Source organism: Campylobacter ureolyticus ACS-301-V-Sch3b, assembly GCF_000413435.1.
GTDB lineage: Bacteria > Campylobacterota > Campylobacteria > Campylobacterales > Campylobacteraceae > Campylobacter_B > Campylobacter_B ureolyticus_A.
In genome coordinates this window covers 236819-259099 of record NZ_KE340327.1, presented here as the reverse complement: position 1 = coordinate 259099, position 22281 = coordinate 236819, and the positions used below count along the sequence as shown (strand labels likewise).

At 29.5% G+C, this 22281-nt stretch carries 21 protein-coding genes; 6 read left to right on the top strand and 15 right to left on the bottom strand.

Annotation, left to right across the window (positions count from 1 at the left end; translation table 11 throughout):
• Position 1: 1 nt before the first annotated feature.
• Both purC and HMPREF9309_RS06425 read right to left on the bottom strand, forming a co-directional pair.
• On the bottom strand, positions 2-715 hold the full coding sequence (gene purC / locus HMPREF9309_RS06430; RefSeq protein ID WP_016647116.1) for a phosphoribosylaminoimidazolesuccinocarboxamide synthase: 714 nt from the start codon (positions 713-715) through the stop codon (positions 2-4).
• Positions 712-2076 (bottom strand): S41 family peptidase, encoded by a 1365-nt coding sequence (locus HMPREF9309_RS06425; RefSeq protein WP_016647115.1) that lies wholly within the window; start codon positions 2074-2076, stop codon positions 712-714. Before HMPREF9309_RS06425 ends, purC begins: the two co-directional genes overlap by 4 nt.
• A 174-nt stretch (positions 2077-2250) precedes the next feature.
• Between HMPREF9309_RS06425 and HMPREF9309_RS06420 the strand changes: the two genes are divergently transcribed.
• Positions 2251-4830 (top strand): ATP-dependent Clp protease ATP-binding subunit, encoded by a 2580-nt coding sequence (locus HMPREF9309_RS06420; protein ID WP_016647114.1) that lies wholly within the window; start codon positions 2251-2253, stop codon positions 4828-4830.
• A gap of 17 nt (positions 4831-4847) precedes the next feature.
• Here HMPREF9309_RS06420 and HMPREF9309_RS06415 read toward each other — a convergent pair whose 3' ends face one another.
• The 13 genes from HMPREF9309_RS06415 to murJ all read right to left on the bottom strand — a co-directional run bounded on the left by HMPREF9309_RS06415 (position 4848) and on the right by murJ (position 18279).
• Positions 4848-5381: a hypothetical protein gene (locus HMPREF9309_RS06415; protein WP_016647113.1), complete on the bottom strand. Its 534-nt coding sequence runs from the start codon at positions 5379-5381 to the stop codon at positions 4848-4850.
• The gene (locus tag HMPREF9309_RS06410; RefSeq protein ID WP_016647112.1) at positions 5381-5989 is read right to left on the bottom strand and encodes a hypothetical protein; all 609 of its coding nucleotides are present in this window, start codon (positions 5987-5989) and stop codon (positions 5381-5383) included. The genes HMPREF9309_RS06415 and HMPREF9309_RS06410 overlap by 1 nt, the downstream gene beginning before the upstream one ends.
• Positions 5990-5991: 2 nt before the next feature.
• Complete coding sequence (locus HMPREF9309_RS06405; RefSeq protein WP_016647111.1) at positions 5992-7329, bottom strand: hypothetical protein; 1338 nt, start codon at positions 7327-7329, stop codon at positions 5992-5994.
• 61 nt (positions 7330-7390) lie between these two features.
• Positions 7391-8026, bottom strand: coding sequence for a YggS family pyridoxal phosphate-dependent enzyme (locus HMPREF9309_RS06400; RefSeq protein WP_016647110.1), 636 nt, complete (start codon positions 8024-8026; stop codon positions 7391-7393).
• Positions 8026-9150, bottom strand: coding sequence for an RIP metalloprotease RseP (gene rseP, locus HMPREF9309_RS06395; protein WP_016647109.1), 1125 nt, complete (start codon positions 9148-9150; stop codon positions 8026-8028). Before rseP ends, HMPREF9309_RS06400 begins: the two co-directional genes overlap by 1 nt.
• Positions 9150-9704, bottom strand: a complete 555-nt coding sequence (gene pgsA, locus HMPREF9309_RS06390) for a CDP-diacylglycerol--glycerol-3-phosphate 3-phosphatidyltransferase (RefSeq protein WP_034907901.1) — start codon at positions 9702-9704, stop codon at positions 9150-9152. Before pgsA ends, rseP begins: the two co-directional genes overlap by 1 nt.
• Complete coding sequence (locus HMPREF9309_RS06385; protein ID WP_016647107.1) at positions 9701-10480, bottom strand: enoyl-ACP reductase; 780 nt, start codon at positions 10478-10480, stop codon at positions 9701-9703. Before HMPREF9309_RS06385 ends, pgsA begins: the two co-directional genes overlap by 4 nt.
• A complete protein-coding gene (dapA, locus tag HMPREF9309_RS06380) occupies positions 10480-11376 on the bottom strand; it encodes a 4-hydroxy-tetrahydrodipicolinate synthase (protein WP_016647106.1) in 897 nt (298 codons plus the stop codon). The genes HMPREF9309_RS06385 and dapA overlap by 1 nt, the downstream gene beginning before the upstream one ends.
• A 12-nt stretch (positions 11377-11388) precedes the next feature.
• On the bottom strand, positions 11389-12573 hold the full coding sequence (locus HMPREF9309_RS06375) for a M16 family metallopeptidase (protein ID WP_051115725.1): 1185 nt from the start codon (positions 12571-12573) through the stop codon (positions 11389-11391).
• A gap of 72 nt (positions 12574-12645) precedes the next feature.
• A complete protein-coding gene (locus HMPREF9309_RS06370) occupies positions 12646-13707 on the bottom strand; it encodes a quinone-dependent dihydroorotate dehydrogenase (protein ID WP_016647104.1) in 1062 nt (353 codons plus the stop codon).
• 56 nt (positions 13708-13763) lie between these two features.
• Positions 13764-15497 (bottom strand): ABC transporter ATP-binding protein, encoded by a 1734-nt coding sequence (locus HMPREF9309_RS06365; RefSeq protein WP_016647103.1) that lies wholly within the window; start codon positions 15495-15497, stop codon positions 13764-13766.
• A complete protein-coding gene (gene cysS, locus HMPREF9309_RS06360) occupies positions 15498-16880 on the bottom strand; it encodes a cysteine--tRNA ligase (protein ID WP_016647102.1) in 1383 nt (460 codons plus the stop codon).
• Positions 16867-18279 (bottom strand): murein biosynthesis integral membrane protein MurJ, encoded by a 1413-nt coding sequence (gene murJ / locus HMPREF9309_RS06355; protein WP_016647101.1) that lies wholly within the window; start codon positions 18277-18279, stop codon positions 16867-16869. The genes cysS and murJ overlap by 14 nt, the downstream gene beginning before the upstream one ends.
• A gap of 79 nt (positions 18280-18358) precedes the next feature.
• Between murJ and HMPREF9309_RS06350 the strand changes: the two genes are divergently transcribed.
• Genes HMPREF9309_RS06350 through ruvA form a run of 5 tightly spaced genes read left to right on the top strand, consistent with a single transcriptional unit; the run spans position 18359 to position 22277 of the window.
• A complete protein-coding gene (locus HMPREF9309_RS06350) occupies positions 18359-19453 on the top strand; it encodes an MlaE family ABC transporter permease (RefSeq protein WP_016647100.1) in 1095 nt (364 codons plus the stop codon).
• On the top strand, positions 19453-20193 hold the full coding sequence (locus HMPREF9309_RS06345) for an ABC transporter ATP-binding protein (RefSeq protein WP_016647099.1): 741 nt from the start codon (positions 19453-19455) through the stop codon (positions 20191-20193). Before HMPREF9309_RS06350 ends, HMPREF9309_RS06345 begins: the two co-directional genes overlap by 1 nt.
• A complete protein-coding gene (locus HMPREF9309_RS06340) occupies positions 20193-21134 on the top strand; it encodes an MlaD family protein (RefSeq protein ID WP_016647098.1) in 942 nt (313 codons plus the stop codon). The genes HMPREF9309_RS06345 and HMPREF9309_RS06340 overlap by 1 nt, the downstream gene beginning before the upstream one ends.
• A 15-nt stretch (positions 21135-21149) precedes the next feature.
• Positions 21150-21704: a hypothetical protein gene (locus HMPREF9309_RS06335; RefSeq protein ID WP_016647097.1), complete on the top strand. Its 555-nt coding sequence runs from the start codon at positions 21150-21152 to the stop codon at positions 21702-21704.
• An 18-nt stretch (positions 21705-21722) separates the two neighbouring features.
• Positions 21723-22277, top strand: coding sequence for a Holliday junction branch migration protein RuvA (ruvA, locus tag HMPREF9309_RS06330; RefSeq protein WP_016647096.1), 555 nt, complete (start codon positions 21723-21725; stop codon positions 22275-22277).
• The last annotated feature ends 4 nt before the right edge of the window (positions 22278-22281 follow it).

Genomic DNA, 22281 nt, shown 5'->3' with positions numbered 1-22281 from the left:
TTTACCCTAAAATTCTTCTTAAAACTTCTTCATAAGCAACTTTGACATTGCCAAGATCTTGTCTAAATCTATCTTTATCAAGTTTTTCGTTTGTATTTTTATCCCAAAATCTGCAACTATCTGGGCTTATCTCATCAGCTAGGATAATTTCGCCATCTTTTGTTTTTCCAAACTCAACTTTAAAATCAACCAATTTTAAATCTTTTTTATCAAAAAAATCTTTTAAAATTTTATTTATTTTTTTAGCTTCTGCTTTTAAAACTTCAAGCTCATCTTTTGTTTTAACAGCATCTAAAAGCAAGCAGTGATCGTCATTTAAAATAGGATCATTTAGTTCATCGTTTTTATAGCAAAACTCAACCAATGTAAAAGGAAGAATTGTGCCGTCTTTTATACCAAGTCTTTTTGTAAGACTTCCTGTTGCAATATTTCTAACAACAACCTCAAGAGGTATAATTTTACATTTTTTAACTACTTGATTTGTGTCATCTATTTTTTTAACTAAATCTGTTTTGATGCCATGTTTTTCCAAAAGTTTAAAAATTTCAGTGCTTATTTTATTGTTTAATGCACCTTTTCCACTTTCTTCAGCTTTTTTAACACCATTAAATGCAGTTAAAGAGTCCTTAAACTCAGCTATTAAAAGATCATCGTCTTCTTTTACACTCCACATCTTTTTAGCTTTTCCTTCATAGATTAGCTTGTCTTTTGTCATTTTCCATCCTTTGTAAGATTTAAAACCTTTATAGTGTCAACAGCAGTTTTAAGTTGCATATCATCATAAAGATCTTTTTTTGTTATTATTTTTTCTTTGTCTTTTTCTTTAGTATCTGTTTTATTATGATCTAAGTTTATAGTTTTATTATTTTCTGTTTTGTTATCATCAATTTTTTGAAGTTCGTTTTCAAGATGTTGTTTTAGATCAGTTTCTTTTATGTTAAATGCTTTATCATCATTAGGAACTTTTCCATAAAATACCTCAAGATCTGGCGTAACGCCTTTATTTTGTATAGTTCGTCCACTTGGTAGGTAATATCTTGCAATTGTCATTTTTAGAGCTTCTTTTTCATTTAATGGAAGTATAACTTGAACACTTCCTTTACCAAAAGTTTCTTCTCCTATTATAACTGCTCTTTTTAAATCTTGCAAAGCTCCACTTACGATTTCACTTGCACTAGCGCTTCCGCTATTTACCAAAACAACAAGAGGTAAGTCAGTAATTTTTTCATCTTTTTTTGCGCTATATTCAAGATTTTCTTTTGCATCTCTTCCTTTTTGAGATACTATCACACCTTTATCAACAAATAAATTTGTAAGTCCAATTGCTTGATCTAAAAGTCCACCTGGATTATTTCTAAGATCTAAGATTATACCTTTTGCATTTTTATTGTTTTTAGCAAATTCTTTTATAAATTTAGCTGATTCTTTTGTTACTTTTTGATCAAAATTTGTAACTCTTAAGTATAAAATATCTTCATTTTCTATATTTTTTGCATAAACAGAATCAACTTTTATAATATCTCTTATTATGTTTATATCAAATGGACGAGGCTCTCCTTTTCTTACTATTGTTATTGTTATTGGAGTTTTTGGTTTTCCACGCATTTTGCTAACTGCTTCTTCTAGGGTTATTCCCAAAGTTGCATTTCCATCAATTCTTAATATAACATCATTTGATTTTACACCAGCTTTATCAGCAGGAGTTCCCTCAATAGGTGATATTACAGTTAAAGCTCCATCTTTCATGCCAACTGTTATGCCAAGTCCTCCAAACTCTCCTTGAGTTTGAACCTTTGTATCTTCAAATGCTTTTTCATCTAAAAAGCCAGAGTGTGCATCTAAGTTTGTCATAAGCCCAGAAATTGCTTTGTTAATAATCTCTGAAAAAGTAAGTTCATCAGCATAACTACTCTCAACAGTTGTAATAACTCTTGTAAATTTAGCTAAGCTTTCAAGCTTTGTTTCTTCTTTTTCAGGTTTTTTTGGTGTTTGTGCATTTAAATTTGTTGATATAACAACAGATGCGACTATGGCAGAAAATATGCCAAAACTTAAAATTTTACTTCTTTGTTTCAATCCATTCTCCAAATATAATTTTATGTGGGAATTTTAGCATAAATCAATAAAATTTAGATAAATAATTCACATTTTTGTAAAAAAGTATAAATTTAAAAATTTCATTTAGGAAACTTGACAATTAAAGACTAAAGTTATATAATACTATTATTATAAAAATAAAAAGGAAAAAAGATGAATAATATATTTGAAATTTTAACTGATCAACTTACGCAAACAGTTGAAAGTTCGCTTTCTTTAGCACTTCATTCAAAAAATAGTGAAGTAAAGCCCTTGCACATGCTTTGGGCGATGAGCACAGATACAGGCTCGATATTAAATCAAATTTTAAATAAATTTGGTGTTTCGAATGAAGCATTAAATTTGGAGATAAAATCTCGTATTTCAACTTTGCCTACAAGTTCAAATGTAAATAGAGATAATATTAAAATTAGTTTGGATTTGATAAATTCATTAGACAACGCAAAAGGGCTAATGACAAAACTTGGAGATAGTTTTATAGCTATTGATACTTGGATTTTGGCAAATTTAGAAAATGATCCGATTAAACAAATTTTAAGTAAATTTGTAGATTTAAATGAGTTTAAAAAAGAGCTTGAAAAGTTAAGAGCAGGGCAAAAGATTGACTCAAAAACTGCTGATGAGACAATGGATAGTTTGGCAAAATACGGTATCGACTTAACAGCTAGGGCAAGAGAGGGTAAGTTAGATCCTGTTATTGGGCGCGATGAAGAACTTCAAAGGGTTATGCAAATTTTAATAAGAAAAACTAAAAATAACCCAATTTTACTTGGTGAGCCAGGTGTTGGAAAAACTGCGCTTGTTGAAAGTCTAGCTCAAAAAATAGTAAAAAATGATGTTCCAACAAGCCTTGCAAACAAAAAATTAATTGCTCTTGATATGAGTGCATTAATTGCAGGTGCAAAGTATCGTGGAGAGTTTGAAGATAGGCTAAAAGCGGTTATTGATGAAGTTATAAAAGCAAAAAATGTTATTTTATTTATAGATGAAATCCACACAATTGTAGGAGCAGGTGCAAGTGAAGGAAGTATGGACGCGGCAAATATCCTAAAACCAGCTCTTGCAAGAGGTGAGCTTCATACAATCGGTGCAACAACACTAAAAGAGTATAGAAAATATTTTGAAAAAGATGCAGCATTGCAGCGCCGTTTTCAGCCTGTAAATGTCGGTGAGCCAAGTGTTAATGAAGCTTTGCAAATTTTAAGAGGCATTAAAGAGCGTCTTGAAGTTCATCACAATGTTAGCATAACTGATAGTGCATTGGTTGCGGCTGCAAAATTAAGTGATCGCTATATCTCAGGCAGATTTTTGCCAGATAAAGCTATAGATTTGATCGATGAGGCAGCAGCTGAGCTTAAAATGCAAATAGAAAGTGAGCCTTTTGAGCTTGCTAAAATAAAGCGAGAAATTGTAACTTTGCAAGTTGAAAAAGAGGCCTTAAAAATGGAAGATAAAGAAAAGAATGAAACAAGGCTTGGTGAAATAGAAAAAGAACTAGCAAATTTAAATGAGAAGAAAAATGCACTAAATTCGCAATTTGAAAACGAAAAAAAGGTATTTAGCTCTATAAGTGATGCTAAAAAAAGTGTTGATAGTTTGAAAAATGAAGCTGAGATGGCTAGGCGAAATGGAGATCTAAATAAGGCTGCTGAGATAGAGTATGGAAAAATTCCTGCTAAAGAAAATGAGATAAAAGCTCTTGAAGAAAAATGGGCAAAAATGCAAGAAAACGGGACACTTTTAAAGAATGAGGTTGATGAGAATTTAGTAGCTGGAATTTTAAGTAAATGGACGGGAATTAGTGTAGCTAAAATGCTAACTAGTGAAAAAGAAAAATACCTAAATATTGAAGAACATTTAAAAGAGAGTGTTGTAGGGCAAGATGAGGCACTTCATGCATTGGCAAGAGCAATAAAGCGAAATAAAGCAGGTCTTTCAAGTGCCAATAGGCCGATTGGGAGCTTTTTGTTTTTAGGACCTACTGGAGTTGGAAAAACTGAGTCGGCAAAGGCTTTGGCTAAGTTTTTGTTCGATGATGAAAAGGCGATGATACGCTTTGATATGAGTGAATATATGGAGCGCCATAGTGTCTCAAGACTTCTTGGAGCACCTCCTGGATATGTTGGATATGATGAGGGTGGACAACTTAGTGAGGCTGTTAGAAGAAAGCCTTATTCGGTTTTGCTTTTTGATGAGATAGAAAAGGCTCATAAAGATGTTTTTAATATCTTACTTGGAATCTTAGATGATGGTAGGGCAACCGATAATAAGGGCGTTACAGTTGATTTTAAAAATACAATTATAATCTTAACTTCAAATATCGCATCAAATGAAATTATGGAGTTTAGTGGTGATAAAGAAAAAAGAGATGAGCTTGTTAAGGCTGCTTTGAAAAGCTATTTTAAGCCCGAGTTTTTAAATAGACTTGATGATATCATCGTATTTAATCCTTTAAAAGAGGAAAATCTAGTAAAAATTGTAGATATTATGTTTAAGTCGCTACAAAACAAGCTCCTAGAAAGAGAGATAAAAGCAACTCTAACTCAAAATGCTAAAAAGCTTATCGCAAGTGTTGGATATGACGCTGAGTTTGGTGCAAGACCACTAAGAAGAGCAATGTATGAGTTGGTTGAAGATGAGATAGCTGAGATGATACTCAAAGATGAGATAAAAAGTGGCGATGAGATAGTAATAGATGCTGATGAAAACAATATAAAAATAAGGGTGAAATAAATCTAAAAATGGTGGTTTTAGTCACCATTTTGTTTAGTTTTTAGTTGCATGATTTTTTTAGAAACTCTATTATATCCTTCCATATCGAATAATTGCATTTGATATATATCTTTTGCTTGTAGTAGGCTTTTTTTTGTATTTTCTTTTTCTAACTCCATAGCTTGTTCTTTTAAGGCGTCTTTTATATCATTTAAGTCGTTAGAATTTTTATTGTTTTCATCTATTGTATAAATATTTTTTATATTGGTTTTATTTACAGCTGAAAACATATATCCGTTTTCATGGTATCCGCTATTAAAACCAGCAATTTCTACACTTTTTAAATTTTCATCATTTTTTTTAAGATATTTAAATAATAATAGCTTTGCTCTTTTAGTGGCTGTTTGTCTGCCTCTTGCATCATTTATCGATATTTTAGTTGCTATGATTACGGTGTTGTTTTGTTCAATAATACCTTCTTTAACTGAAGGATAAAACTCTTCATCCAATGCCTTTAAATTAGAGGCATTGGGTATTGTTATTAATAGAAATAAAATTAAAATATTTTTCATTAAAATTCATCATACATTGATGACCTTTTTGTTGAGTTTTTAACTTTTTCTATCACGCCACCATTATTTGAGCTATTATTGTTATTTTGCATAGCTTCATCTTTTTGTTTAGTTGCTTGACTATCTTTGGCTATTGACTGTTGCATAGCTTTGTTTATTGTTTCTGCTGCTTTTAAAGTTTTGCTATTAAAACCAATTGTTACACTACATTCTTTATTTTCAATCGATGCTACTTTTTCAATTACAACAAGGCCACGAAGTGCAGCTTCAGCATTATTCTGTATGTGTGTAGCTTCGTTTATAACTACGTCTCTATTGATATTATCAGATTCGGAGTTATTACTTATTTGTGTTTTTTCTGCTTGTTGTGATAACTCATCAATGACTTCTTTTGAGGTTATTTGCTCCTTAAAAAATTTTGCTATATCAGCCTTCGCTTTTAATTCTGCTTTTTTAAAACAAGATTGTTTATCTCTTGCATCACCTATTCTCATAACGTCTTCAGCTACGGCTTTTAGTTTAATATTGCCATTTTCGTCAATATTAACTGAATCTACCCCCGCATTTGCTACTGCGATAATTGCACAAATTGATAAAACCCTTTTCATTATTACTCCTCCCTTTTATTGCATTCATTTATTTCAGTATATAAAAAATCTAATTTAAGTTTTTGCATGTTATCTGTATCCTGTTTATCTAATTGTATAATTATATAAAACACTTGTTCTTTGGTTTTAAAATTCAAATATTTTGATTCATATGGATCTTGATTTTTTGGACTTATAGTTTTCGAAAAATTTAAAATATTATTGTTGCTACTAATAGAAGAAGGATTATGATCAAATTTATAATAATATTTTATATTATTTTTTTTATCATCTTCTGTAAATTTTCTTATTTTATTTAAATTAAAAAAGAAATATAACTTTTTAGTTATAAATTCTCGTTTATAGTTTTCATGAGGTTTATAGCAAGTATAGGTGCTTGCACACATCATTCCTATAATTTTACTTGGAGCACATTTTGTTATATAGGTTTCATCATTAGCATCAATAACTTTAAAAATAATACCATAAATACCAATATTTTTTAATTTTTTAATAAAAATTTCTTCTCTTATGTATTTATCGATAATGAAATATTTGCGATTATCCACTATAAAATTTGCTTCTTTATCATTATCTTCTTTACTTAATTTTTTTGAAAATAGGCTTATAATTTTTTCTGCTTTTTTTATATAGTTTTCATTTGTTTTTATTCTTACTTTTGCTACATATAACTCATCAATTATATCGATAGCATCTTCATATGCGTACGTATCTATAAACTTACTTCCTTTTTCATCTCTTGCATGTATCAAATCACTTCTATTTAATGGCTGAATATCAATAATTTCTTTATCGTAAGCAAGTCCATTTTCTAAAGGCTTAATTATCTCATTTTCAATCATTTTTTTAGCATTTTCTTTTTTTTCTGCTGTGTCTGCAGCGTAATTTTTTAATACACCAGAACTAAAATCCATATGATTTATATTTAGTTTAGTTAATGTTCCTAAAATTTTATTTTTTTCCAATGTAACATCTGCAGATACTTTATAAATCCCATTTTCATTTGTCTCTTTTATCTGCCTATAGTCAAGGATATAAGCATTTGAGTAGTTTGCAACTTCTAGATTTAATTCATCATTATTTAGCTCTTCTTTAGTTATCAAATATTCGCCTACACCAAATTTCATAGCATTTTGTATGGCATCGTTTTTAGCTTTCTCTAAACTTTCTCCTATGCCAGTAATATTTTTTACATAGATTACATTGTTTTCTTGTATCGTTGGTTCCTGTAATTCTTGTCTGGGTTCTTTATTGAATATAAAACTTCCATCTGCATTATCATTTGCGTTTAAAATAAAACATACTAAACATATAGGTATTATAATTTTTATTGTTTTCATCGTGATCCTTTTTTACAATATGATTCTACCTAATTAATATTTAAAAAATATTAAAAATTTTTTACTTAAACAGCAAACTTCCAACTCTTATCATATTTGAACCACATTTTATAGCTATTTTATAGTCCGAACTCATTCCCATTGAGCAAATTTCAGCACCTTTACTTTGCAAGCTTTCATAAATTACATAAGCCTTTTCAAAACTTTTTGCAACCTCTAACTCATCATCGCTATGGGCGCCAATGCACATTATGCCTTTTAAATTTAGGTTTTTACAACTCTCTTTTATGGCGCAATAGCTCTCAATTGCTAGACTTATATCAAGTCCAGTTTTACTATCTTCATCTGCTACATTTATCTCAAGCAAAGTATCGAGCTTATAATCAAGCCTTTTATCTACAGCCTGTGCAAGTTTTATGGAATTGCAACTTTGCCACAAAGTAGGGCGGATTTTTAAAAGGGCATTTATTTTATTTGTCTGCAAAGTGCCTATGAAATGCCAGTTTAAATTGAGCTCTTTTAGCTCATCACTTTTTTTAACAAGATCTTGAACTCTGTTTTCTCCAAAGCTCATTTGACCCTCATCAAAAAGCTCTTTAATCTCTTTTGAGCCGACATACTTGCTAACTGCTACGAGCTCAACCTTTCTGCCATTTGAAAGCTCATTTATCTCATCTAAAAGTTTGTTTAAATTCATCAGTTGTATGCTCCAAACATTCTTAGAAAATCATTTATAATAGTAAAAGCCATAAGCGTAAAAAGTAGCGCCATTCCAGCGTAACTAAGTCCTACAAAAACTCTATCGCTAACGGGCTTTTTAAAGATGATCTCATAAATGTTAAAAACTATATGCCCACCATCAAGAACAGGTATTGGAAAGAGGTTTAAAATACCCAAATTTACTGAAATAAGTGCTGTTAATACCAAAAGAACTGACACGCTCATACTTGCTGCTTTTGTTGTGATATCGGTAATTGCGACTATTCCGCCCATCTCTTTTACTGAAACTACACCACTTACTAACTTTTGAAGGCTTACTATGATGAGCTTTGAAGCTTCTAAACTTTCATTAAAAGCGTATGGAATAGCGCTAAACCCTTTGTGATAGACCCTTACAAAATCGCCTTTTGGAGTTATTCCAATTAGTGGCTTTTTAATATCTTCTCCAAACAAAGTTTTGGCATCTCCTGTTTTTGGCGTAAGAGTTAAATTTAAAGTTTTTTTATCTCTTAAAATCTCTATATTCATGGTTTGTAAGGTAACTAGTTTTGAGATATCATCCCACTCTTTGATAGGCTTGCCATCAATGCTTAAAATTTTATCATTTGGCATTATATTTGCACTTTTGGCAGCTGAGTTTTCCATAACCTTTCCAACTACAGGGGCTAGTTTTTCAACACCAATAAATCCAAGTGCAATGTAGATAAAAAATGCCAAAATAAGGTTAAAAAATGGTCCTGCAAGAAGTATATAAATTCGCCCCCAAGGGCTTAGGGTATTATAACTATCTTTATCATAGTTTTTAAGTGCTGGGTTAGCATCGTCTTGTCCTTTTAGCTGGACATATCCGCCAAGTGGAATAGCGCTTAATGCATAAGTTGTAGAGCCAAATTTTTTAGTATAAATTTTTTCTCCAAAACCGATGCTAAAGATATTTACACAAACTCCAAGTTGCTTTGCTGCCAAAAAATGCCCAAGCTCATGAAAAAAAATCAAAAATGAAATGACTAAAATAGTTACAAAAAAAAGTGGTCCCCAATGCCACAGTGCTATAGCTAAAACCACTAAAACAATGGCTAAGTTTAAGTTTTTTTTATCCATTATTTTTTTTCCCTTTGCTTTATTTCTTTTACATATCCAAAAATATATAAAAACCCTGAATAAAGCGTTAAAAATACACTTATCCAAAGTAAAATTGCACCACCAAACCATTGCATTGTTAAAAATATAATTGCTATCATTTGAAAAACAGTTTTAACTTTCCCAGCCATTCCAGCACTTACTTTTACCCCATCACTTGCCATTATAACTCTAAATCCAGTTATAAAAAACTCTCTTATAAGTATTAGATAAATTGCCCATGGATTTGCTCGTCCTAAATACATTAGTCCTATAAATCCAGCAAGAGTTAGCATTTTATCAGCTAGTGGATCTATTATTTCACCAAATTTGGTTATTTGATTCCAGCTTCTTGCTATATAGCCATCAAAAAAATCAGTAATTGATGCTAGTAAAAAAACAACAACTGCAAAATAATTTATCCAACTAGTATGTAAATTTGGGCAAATTTCACCTAAATTTACAAGCAAAAAGAAAAATAAAAATGATAAGAATATCCTAATAATAGCTAAAGCATTTGGTAAATTTATCATTATTTAAATGTTGTTCCACCATCAACTATAAAAGTATGTCCTGTAACCCAGCTAGCCTTATCTGAACAGATAAATAAACATGCTCCTGCTAAATCAGTAGGCTGACCCATTCTACCAAGAGGACTAAGCTCAGCTGTTTTATCTCTAACTTCTTCATAATTTACAAAAGCTCTTAAGGCATCAGTTTCTATTGGTCCACCACTTACCGCATTTACTCTTATATTAAACTCACCAAGTTCAGTTGCTGCATATCTTACCATAGCTTCAACTGCTGCTTTACATGTTCCATGACCTGAATAATTATCTATATATACTCTATTTCCAGTTGAGCTTATTGAGATAATCGAGCCTCCGCCATTTTTTTGCATTCTTTTTGCTGCTTCTTGAGCGCCAACTACAAAGGCATTTACTGTTGCTGTAAATATATTATTAATTCCACGAGGTTTTAATCTCATAAATTTAGTATATCCACCAACTACGGCTCTACCTGATATAATCGCATTTGATATGAAAAAATCAACTCTATCAAAGTCTTTGTCTATTTCTAAAAATAGTTCTTTATATGTTTCAGGTTCAAGTATGTTAAGAGGATAAGATTTAGCTTTTATACCGTATTTATCGGCTAATTCTTTTTCTATTTCTTTTGCAAGTTCTTCGTTTGAGTTGTATGTAAAAGCTATATTTACACCATTTTGTGCAAACTCTTCAACTATTGCTCTTCCAATACCTCTTGTTCCACCACTTATAACCAGCGTTTTATTTTTAAAAAAATTATCCATTAAAATCCTTTTATATCATATTGTTTCATTATTTTTTCTATTTTTAATAAATTCTCTTTACTTGGTTTGCAAAGAGGAAGTCTGTATTCTAAGCTATCGATTAATCCTGCTATAAACATTGCTGCTTTTATAGGGATTGGGTTGCTTTCGCAAAACATAACTTTATTTATATTATACAAATCATCATTTATCGCTTTTGCTTTTAAAAACTCATTATCTAGTGCAAATTTAGTTAATTTTGCAGTGTAATCAGGAAGTAAGTTAGAAGTAACTGATATAACTCCTTTTCCGCCATTGCTTAAAATTGGATAATTTATCGCATCTTCACCGCTTATTACACAAAGCCTTGGTTCATGAGCTAATAAATCAACACATTTATCTATATTGCCACTCGCTTCTTTTACACCAATTATATTTTGACAATCATTAAAAAGTCTAATAATAGTATCTGTTGAAATTTCAACTCCACAACGACCTGGGACATTATATAAAAGAACAGGCAAATCAACTGAAGCTGCTAGTTCTTTGTAATGCAAATAAAGTCCTTCCTGGGTTGGTTTGTTATAATAAGGTGTTACTGATAAAATTGCATCCGCGCCATGTTCTTTAGCAAATTTTGCAAGTCCAACTGCTTCATGAGTTGCGTTACTTCCAGCACCAGCTACAACTTTAACACCGGTATTTTTGCACACATCAACTGCTATTTCAATACATCTTCTATGCTCATCATGAGTTAGAGTTGCACTTTCTCCAGTTGTACCAACCGGAACTACTGCATTTATGCCATTTTCAATTTGTCTTTTTATAAGTTTTGCATAGCCATTTTCATCTAAAGCACCATTTTTAAGTGGTGTAATAAGTGCTGTCATAGCACCGCTTAATACAGCTTTTTCCATCTTTTACTCCTTTTATCCGTTTTTTAAAACACCAATTGTCAAATTTGATTTATTAAAATACTTTTTAAAAGCTTCTTTTATATCATCTTTTTTAAGCGAGTTTATATCATCTTGATAGCTAAAAAGCATATCTATATCGCCACACATTATATAGTTTGCATATATTGAAGAAACCTTACTAGTGTTGTCAAATGAGTAAACAAAATCAGATTTTACACTATTTTTTAATTTTTCTATCTCATCATCTTTAATTAAATTTTCTTTTTGTTCCTCTATGAGTTTTAAAATTTCATTTTTTAACTTATCTGCACTAATTCCTGGATTACAAACTGCAAAAATTATAAATAAATTTTCATCAATACTTGAAAGATTATAGGTATCTATTTGATTTGCTAAGTTTTTTTCATCAATCAAAACTTTATTTAAAAGTGAGCTTTTACCACCGCTTAGGTATTGACTTATCGCTTCAAATTTGATTCTATCTTTGTGTTTAAATGGTGGAATTTTATACGCTAGTCCTAAAATTTCAACTTCGCTTTGTTTATAAATAACAAATGACTTTTCTCCATCTTGAACTGGCTCGTAAGTGTGTAAATTTGGCATCTCACATCTATTTTTTATGTTTTCAAAGTATTTTTTTGATAGGTTAAAAACAGTTTTTTCATCTATATCACCAACTATTAGTAAAGTTGCATTTTTAGGCTGATAATATATGGAGTGAAATCTCTTTATATCATCAATACTCCAATTTTTAATATCATTTTTAAATCCAATTGGAGTCCAGTGATAAGGATGATAAATAAATGCGTTATTAAAAAGTCTAAAAAATAGATATCCAAAAGGATTATTATCTGTTCTCCAAAGTCTTTCTTCTAAAACCACATTTCTTTCAGGCTGAAATTCTTCATCATTTAAGTTTAAATTTTCCATTATATCAGCATATAATTCAAGTGATTTTTCTAAGTTTTTATTTGAGCATTTTATAAAATAGTGCGTATAGTCAAAGCCAGTTGAAGCGTTATTAATACCACCAAAACTTTTAACCGTTGCATCAAATTCTCCAGCTTTTCTATTTTTGGTTGATTTAAAATTTAGATGTTCAAGCATGTGGGCTATGCCACTTTTACCCATAGTTTCATTTCTTGAACCAACTTTATAAACAACATTTACACTAATAACATCACTTCCTAAATTCATAGGGACATGATAAATTTCAAGTCCGTTTTTTAATATAAATTTATTATATTTTGGTAACAAATTTATCCCTTCTTATTTTTTTATTTCTATACCGATAGCTTCTTTTATGTTTGAAAAACCATCTTTTTTAAGAAGTTTTATAAGTCCTTCGTTTATATCTCTTGCAATAGTTGGACCTTTAAAAATAAAAGAAGTGTAAATTTGAATCAAGCTTGCACCATATTTAATTCTTTCATAAGCTTCCTCGGCATTATCTATACCTCCACAGCTTATTAGAGTTGTTTTTCCAAATAATTCTTTAGAAATAGCTTTTAAAAGTTCTCTTGATTTGTGCGTTATAAGTTTTCCGCTAATTCCGCCTTTATGTTCTTTTATATTTGGCGAAAGAGAGTAGTCAATGCTTGTATTGTTTATTATTATTCCATCAGCTTTGTTTTCTACTGCTGCGGTGCAGATTTCAATAGCTTGATCATATGTAAAATCGGGTGAAATTTTAAGTAAAATTGGTTTTTTAGTTAATGGCTTTAAAGTTTCAAAAAATTTCTTTATATATTCACTTTCTTGTAAATCTCTTAAATTTGGAGTATTTGGTGAGCTTAAATTTACAACAAACATATCACAAACTTCATCAAATTCTTTTACAAGTATTTCATAATCATTTAAGGCTTCATCATTTGGTGTTATTTTATTTTTGCCTATATTTGCAACTATCACAGAATTTAGTGGGTAAAATTTTGAAACATTTTTTTTAACAACTTCCATTCCTGCATTGTTAAAGCCCATAGCATTTTGAATACTTTCATTTTTTACAAGTCTAAAAAGACGTGGTTTTTCATTTCCAGGTTGTGGTTTTGGTGTAACTGTTCCAAACTCAATATGTCCAAAACCAAGACTTTGCAAAGCTTTTAGCGCAACGCCATCTTTATCAAACCCTCCAGCTAAACCGATTGGGTTATCAAAGTTAATTCCCCATAAATTTTGTTTTAAAATTTCATCATTTTGTAAATAATTTCTACCAACTACATTTAAAATCCATGGATTATTGTTGGCAAATCTAAGCCCTTTCATAGCTAAGGAATGTGCATTTTCAGGGTCAAGTTGAAAAAATATTTTTTTTAGTGTTTCATATTTCAAAATTTATTCCTTTTTTAAATAAACGGTATTCTAACAAATCTTACTTTTAAATTCTCTTAATTAAAAGTGCCTTTAAGCTTTTTATATTCATCGCATTCAAGGCTTAATTTTTCCTCACTTCCAAAACCTACAACTTTTCCTTCATTTAAAACTAGGATATTATTTGCATTTTTTATGGTTGTAAGTCTATGGGCAACTACAAATATAATTTTATCTTGTTTGATATTTTCTATAGCTTCTGTAATTGCATTTTCACTTGTGTTATCAAGTGCTGATGTTGCCTCATCTAAGATTATGATTTGTGGGTCTTTATAAAGCATTCTAGCAATTGCAATACGCTGTCTTTGGCCACCGCTTAAATTTGATCCAAACTCATTTAAAACGGTATTTATACCATTTTCTAAGCTCATTACAAAGTCATACGCATTTGCCATTTTCAAAGCTTCAATTACTTTTTTTTCATCAAATTCACCGCTATATGCGACATTATTTGCGATAGTATCGTTAAAAATATAAACTCTTTGGCTAACAAGACCGATATTTTGTCTTAAACTTTTTAGGCTAAACTCATATAAATCGCTATTATTTACCAAAATATTTCCGCTATTAATGTCATAAAATCTTAAAAGCGTGTTTATAATAGATGTTTTTCCGCCTCCACTTCCACCAACTAAGGCTATAATTTCGCCTTTATAAGCGCTAAAACTAATGCCTTTTAAAACATCTTTATCGCCATATTTTAAATAAACATCTTGATATGTTATGCTTTTTGCATCATCTGGAAAATCTTTCGTTCCTCCAACAATTGAAGGTGTTTTATCAATTAGTTCAAATGTTCTTTCGCTTGCAGCTACTGCATCTTGCATGTTATTATAAAGACTTGATATTTTTTTAATTGGAGTATAGAGTAAAAACAGTGCTGTTAAAAATGAAAAGAAGCTTCCCACACTCATTGTGCCATCAATAACGCTTTTTCCACCAACGATTATAACAACTGCAACTCCAACTGAACCCAAAGTCTCCATTAATGGGCTTACGAGTTCGTTTATTTTAACTGATTTTAAGTTTAGTTTAAAAAACTTATTATTTTCTTTTTTAAATCTATTTAGCTCTTTTTCTTCTGTGTTATTTGCTTTAATTATCTCTATATTTGTGTAAATTTCGCTTAAAACCGAGCTTATATCAGATGTTTTTTCTTGGGACTGTCTTGATATTTTTTTCATTTTTTTCGCTAATAAACTTAGTGGGTAAATAGCTGCTGGAAGTATGATTAAAGCAAAAAAAGCAAGTTTTGGACTTTGATAAATTACAACACCTAAAAGACCAATAATGGTAAGTAAATTTGTAAAAAACTCAGGTATCATATTTGATACTATATTTCTAATTCTATCAATGTCATTTATAGTTCTACTTATCAGTTCGCCTGTGCGTATTTCGTTAAAAAATTTCATATCCAAATTAGTTAGATTTTTTACCATTTTTTCTCTAAATTCTCGTATAATATCTTGACCTATATAAACGGTAAAATATCTTTGCATATACCCGCCAGCTCCTTTTATAAAATATACAAAAATAACTGCATAAGGTAAAATGTATAGTAAATTTTCATTTTTTTCTATAAAAATTTTATTTAAAACAGGTTCTATAAGCCATGCAGTTAGCGATGTTCCAGCTGCTGCCATAATCATACCTATTATTGCAAAACAAAATTGTGGTATATAGTTTTTTATGTAGGGCAAAAATCTTTTAAAAACTTCTTTTAAGCCTTTATTTAATTCGCTTTTTTTCATTTAAATCTTCTCCCAAGTTGTGCCATTTGGCGTATCCATTATAGAAATTCCATTTTTTGATAATTTATCTCTTATCTCATCAGCTTTTATAAAATTTCTTTCTTTTTTAGCTTCATATCTTTGATTTATCAAATTTTCAATTTCTTCTTTTTGTTCATTGCTTATGCCAAATTTAAAGTAATTTTTATCTTCTAAAATTCCAAAAATATTTTTAATAAACTCTAAATTTGCTAAAATTTCGCCTTTTTTAGATCTATCTTTTGGGAATTTATCTAAAAAATCGTTACTTAAATTTATAAAATCATCAATTACTGCAAAAGCTTTTGAAGTGTTTAAATCATCACTTAAAGCTTTTATTATCTCATCTTTAAGCTCTAAATTTAACTCTCCTATTTTAAAGTTATCAACTCTTTGTAAAAGTCTATAAATTTTATCAAGTCTTTTTTTAGAGGCTTTTAAATCTTCTAAGTTATAGTTAAAATTTGCCCTATAATGTGAGCTTAGAAGATAGAATCTTAAAGCCTCACCAGGAACTAATTTTAAGGCATCTTTTATAAAAAAGCTATTATTTAAACTTTTGCTCATTTTTTGATTGTCTATTTGAACAAAGCCATTATGCATCCAGTATTTTGAAAGATTTTTATACTCACCACATCTACACTGTGCAGCTTCATTTTCATGATGTGGAAAAAGTAGATCCATTCCGCCTGCATGAATGTCAATTGAGTAGAATTTATTGTTTGAATCAAGATGAGCTTTTATCATAGCAACGCACTCTGTATGCCAACCAGGACGCCCTTTTCCAAAAGGACTTTCATACCATAACTCATCAAATTTCCATAAAACAAAATCTTTTGGATCTTTTTTTAATTCATTACTTTTTACTCTTGCTATAGCCTCATCATCGCTGTTTTTTTTGCTTAAACTAAGATATTTCTTATCTTTTTTTGTATCAAAATAAATGCCATCATCTTTTATTTTATAAGCCATGCCATTATCTAGTAATTTTGAAATATATTTAATTATATTTTCTAAATTTTCAGTGGCTTTTGGCTCTAAATCTGGCCTTAAAACATTTAGGCTATCCATATCATCCAAATATCTTTTTATATAAAAATTTGTGATATCTTCTAAGCTTTTGCCGCTAGTTTTCATTTTATTTAAAATTTTATCATCTATATCAGTAAAATTTCTTACAAATTTAACCTCGTAACCTAAATTTATAAAAACTCTTCTTAATAGATCAAAACTAACCGCACTTTTTGCATGTCCTAAGTGAGCATCATCATAAACTGTTGGACCACATAGATAAATTCTTACAATATTTTTATCAATAGGTTCAAAATTTACCTTTTTTTTCATAACACTATCAAATATAATCATTAATTATTTCCTTAAAAACTAAAAGCAATAAAACCTCTACTAAGCATAAAGCAAGTATTATAAAGATTTTTTTAGGGCTTATTATATCTAAAAAATTTCTAAAGCCAAACTCTTTTAAATTCATAATAAATAGGTAAAAACCACCAATTGAGCTAGCTAGTGCTAAGCCTGCTGCGCCTAAAGGTTTTATAAGTAAAAAACAGCTTATTATATTTAAAATAAGGCTTTTAATTGCGATTTTTGCAGCTATATTTTGTTTATTTTTTGCATAAAGCCAGAGCGAAAAAATTTTAGCTAGTCCAAAAGGAAGTAGTCCAATCATAAACATACTTAAAACAAACATTGAGTTTATAGTATCACTTCTTGTAAAAGCACCTCTTTCAAACAAGAGCCAAATTATCTCTTTACTTAAAATAACACCACCAATTGTAGAAAATAAAAGCAAGGCAAAAAGTAGATGAAATGCTTTAGAAAGTAGAATCAAAGCAGTTTTATCATCATTTTTACTTATTGCTTTTGCAATTTTTGGAAAAAGTGCTGTTGATAGTGCAATAGCAAAAAGAGCAAGAGGAAGCTGGAAAATTCTATTTGCATAGTATAGATAGCTTATACTTCCAAAAGCTAAAAAACTTGCAAACCAAGTATCTATAAAAGCCCCAATTTGTGCTGCACTTGAGCCAATTACTCCGTGAAAAAAGTTTTTATAAAAGCCTTTTGTATCAGCTTTTTTTCCTTTTTTTAATGCAGTGATTCCAACACCAAAATATCTTAATAATTTTAGTTTTTTTAAAGCAAATAAATGCACAAGAAGTTGCATTATCCCACCAATTACAACGCCTACACTAAGATATAACACTATAGTTTCATCATCTTTTGATTTTGCTAAAATTAAAGATATTATCATTGAGATATTTAGCAGTGCTGTTGAAAAGGCTGTTGTTGCAAAATGATCTTTATATTGCAAAAGCGAGGCAAATAGTGTAACTAAAAATATAAAAGTTAAATACCAAAAATTTATTCTTACATAAGGAACTGCTAAATTTATAGTTTGTTTATCGAATCCAATGGCTAAAAATTTTGTAAAAAGCGGAGCAAAAAGATTAACTAAAAGGGTTAAAAATAGTATAAAAATAGTAAATTTTATTAAAACAGTTGTTGCAAAAATAGCCTTTTTTTTAGCTTGAGTAAAACCTGGCAAAAAAGCTTGAGTAAAAGCACCCTCGCCAAAAAGTCTTCTAAATAAATTTGGTAATTTAAATGCTATAAAAAAAATATCACTCCAAACTCCAGCACCTAAAACACTAGCTGTTAAAAGGTCTCTAAAAAGCCCTAAAATTCTAGAAACAAGTATTCCTATGCTATTTGTAAAAAACCCTGCAAAAACCCTTTTTTTAGCCAAATTTAACTACCTATTTATTAATTTAAAGTAAAGAAAGATTATAGTATAATTAACCTTATTTTTTTATTTAAGGTTAAATTTGCAAGAAAACTCTTTTAGTGTTGAGAATTCAGTTATTTTTTTAAATGGAATTTGGGATTATAAAATTAGCAAAAAAACTGTCTCTCTTATAAAAAAAGATATTAAAAATTGTAAAGATAAAGTTACTTTTGATTTTTCAAATTTAAAGAGTATAGACTATGCTATTGCTATAATTATCTATAAATTTGCATTAAAAAATAATTTAAAAATTGATTTTGCAAACTCAAATGAAAAATTTGATTCTATATTTTCACTGATTAAAGATGACATCCCTAAAAAAACATATAAATTTAAAAAAAGAAATTTTTTTGAAGAAGTTGGAATTTCAGTTTATGGTGCATATTTAAGCTTTTTAAGCTTTTTAAGCTTTTTTGGAGAGCTTAGTATAAAATCTTTTTATAATCTTTTAAATTTAAAAAAACTTAGGTTTAAGGCTATTTCAAATGTCTGTAACGATGCGGGAATTAATGCAGTTTTTATAGTCTGTTTAACCTCATTTTTAATAGGAATTGTGCTTATTTATATAGGCTCAGAAATGCTCTCAAGTTTTGGAGTAACACTTTTTATAGTTGAAATTATGGGGATGCTTACTTTTAGAGAATTAAGCCCATTAATCGCAGCTATCGTAGTTGCTGGAAGAAGTGCATCTTCTTTTACTGCTCAAATTGGTGTTATGAAAATAACAGAAGAAATTGATGCGATGAAAACAATGGGTTTTGATCCATTTATAAATTTAGTTATTCCGCGTATTTTAGCTATGATTATTATTATGCCATTTATTGTTTTTTTAGCAGATATGGCAAGTATTTTGGGTCAAATGCTAGTTTCATATTATTATTTAGAAATTAATTTTTCAACCTATTTTGATAGGCTTAAAAATTTAGTTGAAATAAGGCATTTTTACATTGGACTTGTAAAAGCGCCATTTTTTGGAATGGCAATAGCTTTAATAGGGTGCTTAAGAGGTTTTGAAGTAACTGGAAGTACATCAAGCATTGGAGAACTTACTACAAAAAGTGTTGTAAATGCGATATTTTGGGTTATTTTAATTGATTGTTTGTTTGCTATATTTTTTCTTAAAGTTGATTTATAATGTTTATAGAAGCTAAAAATTTAACTATAAAATATGGTGATAAGGTGATCCATAAAGATGCTAGTTTTCATATAAAAGAGGGTGAAATTTATGGCTTTTTAGGTGGAAGCGGTAGTGGTAAAACAACCTTAATGAAAACTTTGATTTATTTGAAAGAGCCAAGTGATGGAAAAGTTTATATGTTTGATAAAGACTTGTGGTCACTTAATATAAATCAAAGGGAAGAGATAAAGCTTAAAACAGGCGTTATGTTTCAGTTTGGTGCACTTTATTCATCTATGAATGTACTTGATAATATTGGAGTTTTACTTAGAGAATATAGCTCTTTAAACAAAAACGATATTAGAGATATTTCTATGTTTTGGCTTAAAAAATCAGGCTTAAAAGAAGATGCGGCAAAGCTTTTTCCAAGTGAGTTAAGTGGTGGTATGAAAAAAAGAGTTGCTCTTGCAAGAGCTTTAGTTTTAAGTCCAAGAGTGCTTTTTTTAGATGAGCCAAACTCAGGACTTGATCCAGTAAGTGCTAGAAGAATGGATGAGTTAATAGTTAGTTTAAGAGATAGTTTAGGAATAACAGTTGGCATGGTAACTCATGATAGTGACTCTATTTTTAATATACTTGATAGATTTTTAATAATTGATAATAAAAAAGTGGCTTTTGAGGGAAACATAGAAGAAGTTAAAAATTTTGAAAATAACCCTTTAAAAGAGCTTTTTGATAGCAAAAATAAGGAAAATTAATGGAAAATAAAAACTCTTTTACAATTGTTGGAATTTTTACTATATTGGTAGGAATTTTAACTATTTGTTTTGTTTGGTGGATGACTACAAGATCTGATTCAAATGTTCATTATAAAACTTATTATATACACACAAAAGAGCTTCCAAACGGACTAAAAGAAGGCTCAGTAGTAAAATATATAGGAGTTCCAGCTGGATATGTAAAAGATATAAATTTTGCAAAAGATAGCGATTATGGAGTAATTGAGATAACTATCGATGTTCAAAAAGATTTTCCTATCAAGAAAAACAGTATTGCAACCACTGAAATTCAAGGCCTTAGTGGACTTACTACATTAAATTTATCAAAAGGAGATGGTGAGAATTTTTCTAAAAATGAAAGGCCAATTTTATACTTAGATAAAAGTTTTTTAAGTAAGTTTAACTCCGAGGCAAAAGCCATAACAACAGGAGTTAGTGAAGCAATTAAAAAAATAAACTCAGTTTTAGATGATGAAAATTTACAAAATTTAAAACAAACATTAAGCTCTATAAATTTAACAGCCTCAAATTTAAGCAACGCTGAAAATTTTGCTAAGTTAAATTCCATTTTAAAAAATCTTGATGAAATTTTAGCAAAGATCGATAAATCGGACATCGATGAAAGTTTAAAAAATTTTAATGAATTAGTTAAAAATGCAGATAATTTTGCAAAAAATGCAAATAAAACAGCTCTTAATTTAAATAAAACCTTAAATTTGATAAACTCTGATTTGAAAAATGGAAATTATGATATAAAAGAAATATTATCTCCTACTTTACATGAAACATCTTTGACTTTAATAGAGTTTAAAAAAACGCTTCGAGAGTTTCAAAATGCTTTGTTTAGGTTAGAAGACGATCCGTATGATTTCTTTTTTAGAGATACACAAAAGCAAAAAAGATCTCAAACTCTAGATTAAAATGAAAGGAAGAAAATGTATAAAAAGATATTATTAACAGCTTGCGTGGCTGTTTTATTAAGTGGCTGTTTAGGTAAAAAAGCACATCCCATAAGATACTACGAGATGACCTATAAAGGCGAGGTTTGCAATAATAAATTACAAAATCCAAAAAGAATTTATGTTGCAAATATACAAGCTTTAAATTTAGCCGATAGTAGAAATATTTTAATTGTAGATGGTAAAAATAATATAATCTATGTTGATGATGCGAAATATATCACAACACCAAGTGAGATGGTTTATAAAGGAATTGTTAGTGCAGTTTCATCAGAGTGTGAATTTGAGCAAATTTTTAGACCTACAAAAGATGCGTTAATTTTAAATACTTCACTTTTGTCTTTGCAAGTAAATTTTGATCAAGCTGAAGTTATTTTGGGATATGAGCTTGTTAAAAACTCAGAAATTTTAAAATCAGGTGTTATTAAAAACCACACTTTTGTGCCAGATCCTTCAACTGATACGATTTTAAAATATATGGATATTTCAGTAAATGAGGCTTTAAATAAGCTTATTAAAGAGATAAAATAGAAATTTAAAAGGAAGAAAATGATAGTTGAGATTGAAGGTATTTTAACTAAATTAGAGCCTGGCATGGCCGTAATAAAGCTAAATAACGGAATAAGCTATGGAATTATCATTTCATTAAATTGCTCAGCAACCCTTATAAAGGGCGAAGAAACAGCTTTATTAATAAAACAAATCGTTAGAGAAGATGCAAATTTATTATATGGCTTTAAAGACAGTGATGAAAAAATGATGTTTGAAGTTCTTTTAAAAGTAAGTGGTGTTGGTGCAAGCACTGCGATGGCAGTTTGTTCTACTTTAAAATATTGTGATTTTGCAAGTGCTGTTATAAATGGCGATACAAAGGTTCTTACGACAGTTCCTGGGATTGGTCTTAAAACTGCTAGAAAGATAATAGCAGAATTAAGTGATGCAAAATTAATAAGTAGCCAAAACTTAGAAAGTTATAAAAGCGAAAGCATAATGGCACTTGAAAGTTTAGGCTTTAAAAGAGATAAAATTCTTAAAATTTTACCAACTTGCAAAGCTCAAAATACAGCAGATCTTATAAAAGAAGCATTAAAAAAATTAGCATAAATAA

Bases quoted from the DNA above. Each gene is read 5' to 3' on its own strand.
- HMPREF9309_RS06340 (WP_016647098.1), top strand. From the start codon at position 20,193: ATGGAAAATAAAAACTCTTTTACAATTGTTGGAATTTTTACTATATTG.
- HMPREF9309_RS06400 (WP_016647110.1), bottom strand. From the start codon at position 8,026: ATGAATTTAAACAAACTTTTAGATGAGATAAATGAGCTTTCAAATGGC.
- HMPREF9309_RS06385 (WP_016647107.1), bottom strand. From the start codon at position 10,480: ATGGATAATTTTTTTAAAAATAAAACGCTGGTTATAAGTGGTGGAACA.
- cysS (WP_016647102.1), bottom strand. From the start codon at position 16,880: ATGATTATATTTGATAGTGTTATGAAAAAAAAGGTAAATTTTGAACCT.
- dapA (WP_016647106.1), bottom strand. From the start codon at position 11,376: ATGGAAAAAGCTGTATTAAGCGGTGCTATGACAGCACTTATTACACCA.
- HMPREF9309_RS06415 (WP_016647113.1), bottom strand. From the start codon at position 5,381: ATGAAAAATATTTTAATTTTATTTCTATTAATAACAATACCCAATGCC.
- HMPREF9309_RS06420 (WP_016647114.1), top strand. From the start codon at position 2,251: ATGAATAATATATTTGAAATTTTAACTGATCAACTTACGCAAACAGTT.
- purC (WP_016647116.1), bottom strand. From the start codon at position 715: ATGACAAAAGACAAGCTAATCTATGAAGGAAAAGCTAAAAAGATGTGG.
- HMPREF9309_RS06345 (WP_016647099.1), top strand. From the start codon at position 19,453: ATGTTTATAGAAGCTAAAAATTTAACTATAAAATATGGTGATAAGGTG.
- HMPREF9309_RS06335 (WP_016647097.1), top strand. From the start codon at position 21,150: ATGTATAAAAAGATATTATTAACAGCTTGCGTGGCTGTTTTATTAAGT.
- HMPREF9309_RS06405 (WP_016647111.1), bottom strand. From the start codon at position 7,329: ATGAAAACAATAAAAATTATAATACCTATATGTTTAGTATGTTTTATT.
- ruvA (WP_016647096.1), top strand. From the start codon at position 21,723: ATGATAGTTGAGATTGAAGGTATTTTAACTAAATTAGAGCCTGGCATG.
- HMPREF9309_RS06410 (WP_016647112.1), bottom strand. From the start codon at position 5,989: ATGAAAAGGGTTTTATCAATTTGTGCAATTATCGCAGTAGCAAATGCG.
- rseP (WP_016647109.1), bottom strand. From the start codon at position 9,150: ATGGATAAAAAAAACTTAAACTTAGCCATTGTTTTAGTGGTTTTAGCT.
- HMPREF9309_RS06365 (WP_016647103.1), bottom strand. From the start codon at position 15,497: ATGAAAAAAAGCGAATTAAATAAAGGCTTAAAAGAAGTTTTTAAAAGA.
- HMPREF9309_RS06375 (WP_051115725.1), bottom strand. From the start codon at position 12,573: ATGAATTTAGGAAGTGATGTTATTAGTGTAAATGTTGTTTATAAAGTT.